General features: G+C 73.3%; 8 protein-coding genes. 6 read left to right on the forward strand and 2 right to left on the reverse strand.

Annotation, left to right across the window (positions count from 1 at the left end; translation table 11 throughout):
• The 3 genes from GL263_RS16600 to GL263_RS16610 all read left to right on the forward strand — a co-directional run.
• Positions 1–507 (forward strand): DUF5134 domain-containing protein (locus tag GL263_RS16600; protein WP_182856505.1); only part of this gene is annotated, 507 nt, incomplete at its 5' end.
• Positions 508–614: 107 nt separating this feature from the next.
• On the forward strand, positions 615–1556 hold the full coding sequence (locus tag GL263_RS16605) for a M56 family metallopeptidase (protein ID WP_182856506.1): 942 nt from the start codon (positions 615–617) through the stop codon (positions 1554–1556).
• 196 nt (positions 1557–1752) lie between these two features.
• On the forward strand, positions 1753–2406 hold the full coding sequence (locus tag GL263_RS16610) for a TetR/AcrR family transcriptional regulator (protein ID WP_182856507.1): 654 nt from the start codon (positions 1753–1755) through the stop codon (positions 2404–2406).
• 38 nt (positions 2407–2444) lie between these two features.
• Here GL263_RS16610 and GL263_RS16615 read toward each other — a convergent pair whose 3' ends face one another.
• A complete protein-coding gene (locus GL263_RS16615; protein ID WP_182856508.1) occupies positions 2445–3923 on the reverse strand; it encodes an LVIVD repeat-containing protein in 1479 nt (492 codons plus the stop codon).
• 232 nt (positions 3924–4155) lie between these two features.
• Here GL263_RS16615 and GL263_RS16620 point away from each other — a divergent pair, with 232 nt between their 5' ends.
• Together GL263_RS16620 and GL263_RS16625 are read left to right on the forward strand one after the other, a co-directional pair.
• Complete coding sequence (locus GL263_RS16620) at positions 4156–4842, forward strand: DUF305 domain-containing protein (protein ID WP_323379436.1); 687 nt, start codon at positions 4156–4158, stop codon at positions 4840–4842.
• 103 nt (positions 4843–4945) lie between these two features.
• Positions 4946–6310, forward strand: a complete 1365-nt coding sequence (locus GL263_RS16625) for an FAD-dependent oxidoreductase (protein ID WP_182856510.1) — start codon at positions 4946–4948, stop codon at positions 6308–6310.
• A gap of 18 nt (positions 6311–6328) precedes the next feature.
• Here GL263_RS16625 and GL263_RS16630 read toward each other — a convergent pair whose 3' ends face one another.
• Entirely contained in the window at positions 6329–6682 is a 354-nt protein-coding gene (locus GL263_RS16630; protein WP_182856511.1) for an ArsR/SmtB family transcription factor, read from the reverse strand.
• Between the two features lie 105 nt (positions 6683–6787).
• Between GL263_RS16630 and GL263_RS16635 the strand changes: the two genes are divergently transcribed.
• Positions 6788–7897, forward strand: a complete 1110-nt coding sequence (locus tag GL263_RS16635; RefSeq protein ID WP_182856512.1) for an NADH:flavin oxidoreductase/NADH oxidase — start codon at positions 6788–6790, stop codon at positions 7895–7897.
• Positions 7898–7917 lie beyond the last annotated feature (20 nt).

The raw sequence follows: 7917 nt of genomic DNA on the forward strand, positions 1-7917 counted from the left end.
CTGGGAGGGCGTCAGTCGGCGCTGCTGGAGGCGCTGATGGGCGTCGGCATGGCGCTGATGGCGCTACCGGTGCCCGCCGTTCCCCCGCCCGTCCTGCTTGTCCTGTTCGCCGGGGCGCTGCTGTGGTCGGCGGCGCTTCTGCACCGGCGGGTGCCGCACCAGGCGCACCATCTGCTGGAGGGCGGCGCCATGGTCTACATGACCGTGCTGATGCTCGACACCGCGTACGGCACGGCCGACGGGACGGCGGGCGGGCACGCCTCGCACGGTGAGCCCGCCGGGCACGCCGCGGCCGGCGTTCCGTCGCTGAGCGCGTTCCTCGCCGCGTACTTCCTGCTCTACGCGCTTGTCACCGCCCGGCGGCTGCTGCCCGCCCGGGCACCGCACGGCGGCGAGCGGGCCGCCGGGGCGGCCGGCCCGTCACGGGCGGCGCACTCCCCCGAGGTCGCGGCGGCCTGCCGGCTGGCGCTGGCGCTCGGCATGGCGGCGATGCTTGTTGCCATGTGAGCCGGCCGAGCCCCCGGGGAAGGCGGGCGCCGGAAGCCGTGAGGCGTGCGTCACTTCCGCCACGGCTCCGTACCCGGTGCCGACGGCCGAGCAATACCCTGACAGACATGATGGTCGCGCTGGCGCTGCTGTTCCTGGGAGGCCTCACCGCCGCACTCGCGCCACGCGTGCTCGACCGCGGCGCCTGGACCGACCGTGAACCCGTGCTTGCCCTGTGGGTCTGGCAGTGTGTCGTCGCCGCCGTGCTGCTGTGCTGCGTGCTGGCCATGGCGCTCAGCGCCGCGGAGGCCTGGCAGGCGGTCCGCGGCCATGTCTTCGCCCCGGCCCCGCCGTCGGTGATCGAGGCGTACGCGCTGTCGGCGGACGGCCATCCGTGGGCGGGCGTGGTGGCGGTGCTGCTCTTTGTCGGCGGCGCCTGGTCGGCGGCCATGCTCACCAGGGAGATCCTCTCGGCCAGGCGTCGCCGCCGCCTCCGGCGCGCCGAACTGCGCCACCGCGCGCCCGTCCTCCCCGGCGAGGAGGAGCGCGGCCACGACCGGCTTGTCGTCCTGGAGGGCGAGCGCCCCGACGCCTGGTGGCTGCCGGGCTCACCGCCCCGCCTGGTGGTCACCTCCGGCGCGCTGCGGCGGCTGCGCGGCCGTCAGCTGGACGCGGTGCTCGCGCACGAGGAGGGCCACGTGCGGGCGCGCCACGACTGGCTGCTGCACTGCTCGTCGGCGCTGGCCGCCGCGTTCCCGCAGGTCCCGGTCTTCCGGGCGTTCCGCCGCCAGATGCACCGGCTTGTGGAGCTGGCCGCCGACGACGTCGCCTCCCGCCAGCACGGGCGGGTGACCACCGCGCTCGCGCTGGTCGGCCTCAACGAGGACCGCGGTGTCTTCGGCCCCTGCGGGCCGCACGTCGCGCAGCTGCCGCAGCGGGTGGACCGGCTGCTGGGCCCCGCCGACCGGCTGCCGCTGGGTCGCCGGGTGAGGATGACCGCGCTGGCGTCGCTGGTGCCCGTCGTACCGCTGGTGGTGGCCTTCGTGCCGGGTCTGAACGCGCTGGGCTGAACGTCGCGGCCGGTCTCCGCCGCATCCGCTGCCGGTGTCCGCCGTCGTGGCTCCCCGTCGTCCGGCAACCGGTACGGGCGATCCCCCGCGTCGCCCGTACCGGTGCCCGGGACGGTGGACACACCTCCCCGAAGGCGGTCCCCGAACGCCCTGCTGAGTATATTGGCTGCTAGCCAGCCAACGCAGGAGTTACAGGATGTCCCCTCGGAGCGCCGCGGTCAACGAGGAGTTGCGCCGCCGCTCGCGCGAACGGCTTCTGGAGGCCACCGTCGCGCTGGTCGACGAGCGCGGATACGAGGCGACGACCCTCGGCAGCATCGCGGACCGCGCCGGAACCGCGCGCGGCCTCGTCTCGTACTACTTCCCCGGCAAACGCCAGCTGCTGCAGTCCGCGGTGCACCGGCTCATGCACCGCACGCTCGCCGAGGCGCTGGACAGGGAGCCGCTGCCGCAGGGCGCCGACCGGGGCAGGGAGCGACTCGCCCGCGCGATCGACGCCGTCCTGGGGCTGGCCCGGGACCGGCCCGTGCTGATGCGCACCCACATGGCGGGGATACTCCAGCAGGAGGGCTTCGTCCAGTGCGACGAGCAGCAGCGCCTGGCCGGGCTGCTGCGCCAGGCGCTCCAGGACTACGGGTCGACCGACCTGGAGACCGACTACCCCATGCTGCGGGCGCTGCTCATGGGCGCGGTCGTCGCCGTGCTGCTGCCGGGTGCGGCGATGCCGCTGCCGGCGCTGCGCGCCGAGCTGTTCGCCCGCTACGGGCTGGAATGGCGGCTGGGCGACCCGCCGGGTGGGGAACCACCCGGCGGGCCGCCCAGGCTGCCGTTCGCCGCCGGGCGGGCGTAGCCGCCGGCGTGCGCGCCGGGTTACGGTGCCGCTTCGGCTCAGCGGATGTGGGGCTGGGTCTGGGCGTTGAACTCGCCCATCCGCACCCGCTTGGCGCTGTCGGTGCGCCGGTCCCTGATGTCCAGCACGTCCAGTCCGTTCTGGTCGCTGCTGTAGACGTGGCCGTTGTAGTAGTAGGCGCTCCAGGTGCCGCCGAAGGTCAGCCGCTCGGTGTTCTCCGGTCCGCGTTCGAAGTAGCCGATCTCGTGCGGCCGCTTGGAGTCGGTGAAGTCCCAGAAGGACACGCCGCCCTGGTACCAGGACTGCACCATGATGTCGCGGCCCTTGACGGGGATGAGCGAGCCGTTGTGAGCGACGCAGTTCTCGGTGTCCGCCTGGTGGCGCGGGATCTTGTAGTAGCTCTGGAAGGACAGCTTCAGCTTCTTGCCCTTGCGCTCCACGTGGTAGATCGCGTTGGCGCCCTTCTCGTCGCCGACCCTGGCGTTGCAGGTCGCCCCGCCTCCACCGCCCAGTTCGTCGGTGAAGACGACCTTGCGGCCGTTGTTGCTGAAGGTCGCCGAGTGCCAGAAGGCGAAGTTCTCCTCGTCCCTGACCCGTTCGACCACCTTGGGCCGCTCGGGCTTGCTGATGTCGAGCAGGATGCCGTCTCCCATGCACGCTCCGGCGGCGAGCTTCAGCGCCGGGTAGGCGGTGATGTCGTGGCAGCCGCTGGTGGGCGTCTTCTCGGGGCGCTCCGGGTTGCCGGGGAAGCCGCCGTCGGGGAAGAGTCCGGCGAACCTGACGAGCTTGGACTTCTCCGGCGCGTGGCGCGGCACCTTCACGATCGAGATGCCGTCGTGCGGGGGCTGGCAGTCGGGGAACGTCTCGTGGGGGAAGTAGGAGGACACATAGACGTACAGGTCCTTCTTGCCCGGCACGAGGGTGTGGGTGTGCGAGCCGCAGGCGGTCTCCACCGCGGCCACGTAGCGCGGACTGGTCTTGTCGCTGATGTCGAAGACCCGCACGCCCTCCCACGAGCTCTTCTCGGTGGCGGGCTGCGACGTGCTGTTGCACGTGTCGTCGCTGCGCGAGGAGTCGACCGAGAGGATGAGCAGGTTGCCGGCGACGGAGATGTCGTTCTGGGCGCCGGGGCAGAGCACCTCGCTGACCACCCGCGGCTTGTCCGGGCGCTTGATGTCGTAGATGACAAAGCCGTCGTAGTTGCCCATGAAGGCGTAGTCGCCCTGGAAGGCCAGGTCGGAGTTGACGCCCCGGAGCGCGCCCTTGGGGACGTTGGCCAGGTGTCGGACGTTGGAACTGGTGTCGATCTCCCCCGACGCGGGGATCTCGCCGCTCCTGATGGCCTTCTCGACCTCGGCGCGCTCGGCCGAGGAGCCTTCGACCGGGGACGGGATGTCGTCCGGGTCAGGAGTGGCCGCCGCCGGTTGGGCGGTGAGCAGCGCGGCGAGCATGCCGATGGCGGCAGCGGCCACACCGATGCGTCTGCGTCGTGCGGGGGGTGTGTGCGACGACGTCACGGATTCCTCCCTCTGGGATCCCGGAGCACCCGGTCGGGCACACCGGACCGAAGGCAGTATCGAGCATCGCATGTACATTTCAACAGCGGATTACCGTCCGACCGTGCTCAACTTGACCGACTCCCAACGGAGTCGGCGTACAGACAGGCGTACAGACAGGCGCACAACGTCCCCCACCGCACCAACGGCGGGAACGGGACAACGACGGCAACAGCCCCACAGGGAGGCACAGGTGACCGATCGTCACAGAGTCCGCACAACGGCCGTCCTCGGTGCGGCACTTCTCGGGGCGCTGCTCGTACCGCTCGCCGGCTGCACAGCGGGCGGCGGCGAGGAGTCGGCCGACCGGCCGCCCGTACTGGCGCCCGGACGTCCGGGCGAGGACGCCAGGACGATCTCCCCCGAGGAGGCGGCCGCCGCCGGCACGCGGCAGAGCCGGCCGAACGCCGCCGACGTCGCGTTCATGACGATGATGATCGTCCACCACGAGCAGGCGCTGCTGATGTCCGGGCTGGCGCCCGAGCGCGCCGAGGACGACCGGGTGACCAGGCTCGCCGACCGGATCGCCACCGCCCAGGAGCCGGAGATCCGGCTCATGCGGGCGTGGCTGAAACAGCACGCGAAGGACGGCGCCGGCACCGGCCACGGCGACGGGCACGGCGGCCACGGCGGCGACCACGCCGACCACTCCTCGATGCCCGGCATGGCCTCCCCCGCCCAGCTCACCAAGCTGCGGGCGGCGCGCGGAGCACGGTTCGACCGGCTGTTCCTCGACCTGATGATCACCCATCACCAGGGTGCGGTCACCATGTCCAGGGACGTGCTGGCCAAGGGCTCCGACGTCGCGGTGCAGGAGCTGGCGACGGAGATCGCCGCCCAGCAGGCGGCCGAGGTGGGTCGCATGCGCACCCTGCGCTAGCGCGCACCTCCAGCGGGTGGGGGCGACACCCTTCCGGCGCCGCTCCCCTCCCGCCGCGCGGCGGCCGGTGCGATGCTGGAGATCCCGGCGGAAGGATACGACCGTGGCTCTCCCGCTCCGCATCGCCGTTGTCGGCTCGGGCCCCAGCGGCGTCTACACCGCCCAGGCGCTGCTGGACCGGCTGCCGCCGCCAGGCGTGGCCGTCGACGTGCTCGACCGGCTGCCGTGCCCGTACGGCCTGGTCCGCTACGGGGTGGCGCCGGACCACGAGAAGATCAAGTCGTTGCAGCGGAACCTCCGGACGGTGCTGGAGGACGGCCGGGTGCGGTTCGTCGGCAACCTCCCGGTGGGCGCGGGCGGTGTGTCGACGCGGGAGCTGCACCGCCTGTACCACGCGGTGGTGTACTGCGTGGGCGCCGCCGCCGACCGCCGTCTGGGCATCCCGGGAGAGCAGCTGGCGGGCAGCCACTCGGCGACCGAGTTCGTCGCCTGGTACAGCGCGCACCCCGACGCCGCCGGGCGGCGCTTCCCGCTCGACGCGCGTTCGGTGGTGGTGATCGGGGTGGGGAACGTGGCCGTCGACGTCGCCCGGATGCTCGCCCGGACCCCGGGCGAGCTGCGCGGCACCGACATGCCGCAGGCGCCGCTGGACGAACTGGCCGCCGGCTCGGTGGAGACCGTCCACCTGGTCGGCCGGCGGGGGCCCTCACAGGCGAAGTTCACCACCAAGGAGCTGCGGGAGCTGGGCGCCCTGCCCGGCACCCGGGCGTACGCACGACGGGACGAGCTGGCACTGGACCCCTACAGCACCGCCCCCGAGGGACTGCCGGCGATGATCCGGCGCAACCTCGCCGTACTGCGCGACTGGACCGCCGACACCACACCCCCCGGGCCCGGTGAGCGGGCGGTCCGGCTCCGCTTCTACCTGCGGCCCGTGGAGATCCTCGACGACGGCCTGGGCCGGGTGCGGGCCGTCCGCTTCGAGCGGACGGCCCCGACGGAGGACGGACGGGTGCGCGGCACGGGCGAGTACGAGGAGATCGAGGCGCAGCTGGTCCTGCGGTCGGTGGGCTATCGCGGTGTGCCGCTGCCCGGGTTGCCGTTCGACGAGACGACGGGCACGGTCCCGCACGACCAGGGCCGGGTGCGGCGGCCGGGCGGCGCGCTCTCCGGCGAGTACGTGGCCGGTTGGATCAAGCGCGGGCCGACCGGCGTCATCGGCACCAACCGGGCCTGCGCGAAGGAGACCGTGACCACGCTGCTGGCCGACGCCGACGAGCTGGCGGCCCGCCCGGTGCCGCCGGACGACCCGCTCCGGGTGCTGCGGGCGGCCGGGCACGACCCGGTCGAGTGGCACGGCTGGCTGGGCATCGAGCGCGCGGAGGCGGCACTCGGCGGCGGCCTGGGGCGCGGCACGGTGAAGATCCCCGACTGGGAGGGGCTGCTGGACGCGGCGCGGCGCGACTGAGCGCCGGACGTCACGCGGTCAGCCGGCCTCCCGCCCGTCCTGGGCCCGCGCGGCGGCGAGGACGGCGGTCAGCAGCCCGGGGAAGAGCACGTCGAGATCGGTGTCGCGCAGCGCGTTCATCTTCGCCGTGCCGCGGTAGACCTGGTTGATCACCCCGCTCTCCCGCAGCACCCGGAAGTGGTGGGTGCAGGTGGACTTGCTGACCGGCAGGTCGAAGCTGGAACAGGCCTGCTCGGGCGGGCCGTCGGCCAGCCTCCGCACGACGGACAGCCGCACGGGGTCGGAGAGCGCGTGCAGCACGTGCTCAAGCCGGACGGCGTCCCGGGCGGGGTGCTCCAACTCGCGTGAGGCGGTGGCGCTTTGTCTGGTCACCCCTCCATAGTACGAGAACTCTCGTAGTTTGACACGCGTCGTACTACGATGGTTATCGTACGACCACAAGCCGATCCACGCCGTCCCCGGATGAGGAGCACTTCCGTGACCGGTCTGTTCGACCCCTTCGCCCTGCGGTCCCTGACACTGCCGAACCGCGTGTGGATGGCGCCCATGTGCCAGTACTGCGCGCCGACAACCGGCGCCGACACCGGCGTCGCCGGCGACTGGCACTTCGCCCACTACGCCGCCAGGGCCGTGGGAGGCGCCGGACTCGTCCTGGTCGAGGCCACCGGCGTCAGCTCCGAGGGCCGCATCAGCCCGGCGGACCTCGGGCTGTGGAACGACCGCCAGGTCGCGGGACTGCGCCGGATCACCCGCTTCCTGACCGGGCAGGGCACCGTCCCCGGCATCCAGCTCGCGCACGCCGGCCGCAAGGCGTCCACCGACCGGCCCTGGCGCGGCGGTTCCCCGCTCGCGCCCGAGGCCGGCGGCTGGCGACCGGTGGGACCCAGCCCGCTGGCGTTCGACGACGGCCACCCGGTCCCCGCCGAGTTGACCGTCGACCGGATACACAAGATCACCCGGCAGTTCGCCGACGCCGCGCGCCGGGCACTCGACGCCGGCTTCCAGGTCGCCGAGATCCACGGCGCCCACGGCTACCTCATCGGGGAGTTCCTCTCCCCGCACAGCAACCACCGCACGGACGGCTACGGCGGCGACCTCGCGGGCCGCACGCGCTTCGCCCTGGAGGTCACCGAGGCGGTCCGCGCGGTGTGGCCGGACGAACTGCCGCTGTTCTTCCGGGTGTCGGCGACCGACTGGCTCACGGAGGGCGGCTGGACGGTGGAGGACACCGTCACCCTGGCCGCCGAGCTGCGGAACCGGGGCGTCGACCTGCTCGACGTGTCGACCGGCGGGAACGTGCCGGACGTCCGCATCCCCACCGGCCCCGGCTACCAGGTGCCGTTCGCCACCCGGGTGCGGGAGGAGACCGGCCTGCCGGTGGCCGCGGTCGGCCTGATCACCGAGCCCGGACAGGCCGCCGGCATCCTGGCCGCCGGCGAGGCGGACGCCGTCCTGCTCGGACGCCAGCTGCTGCGCGAACCGAGCTGGCCGCAGCGGGCCGCGCGGGAGCTGGGCGCCACCGTGCCGGTGCCCGCCCCCTACAGCCGGGCCGTCCGGGGCCGTCCGCGGGAACTCGTCGACGCCTGAGCAGGCGGAGCGGGGCAGGC

The organism is Streptomyces durbertensis (assembly GCF_014156695.1).
GTDB lineage: Bacteria > Actinomycetota > Actinomycetes > Streptomycetales > Streptomycetaceae > Streptomyces > Streptomyces durbertensis.

What these genes read in the sequence shown, in the direction of transcription:
- GL263_RS16605 (WP_182856506.1), top strand. Translation starts at nt 615, where the DNA reads ATGATGGTCGCGCTGGCGCTGCTGTTCCTGGGAGGCCTCACCGCCGCA.
- GL263_RS16610 (WP_182856507.1), top strand. Translation starts at nt 1,753, where the DNA reads ATGTCCCCTCGGAGCGCCGCGGTCAACGAGGAGTTGCGCCGCCGCTCG.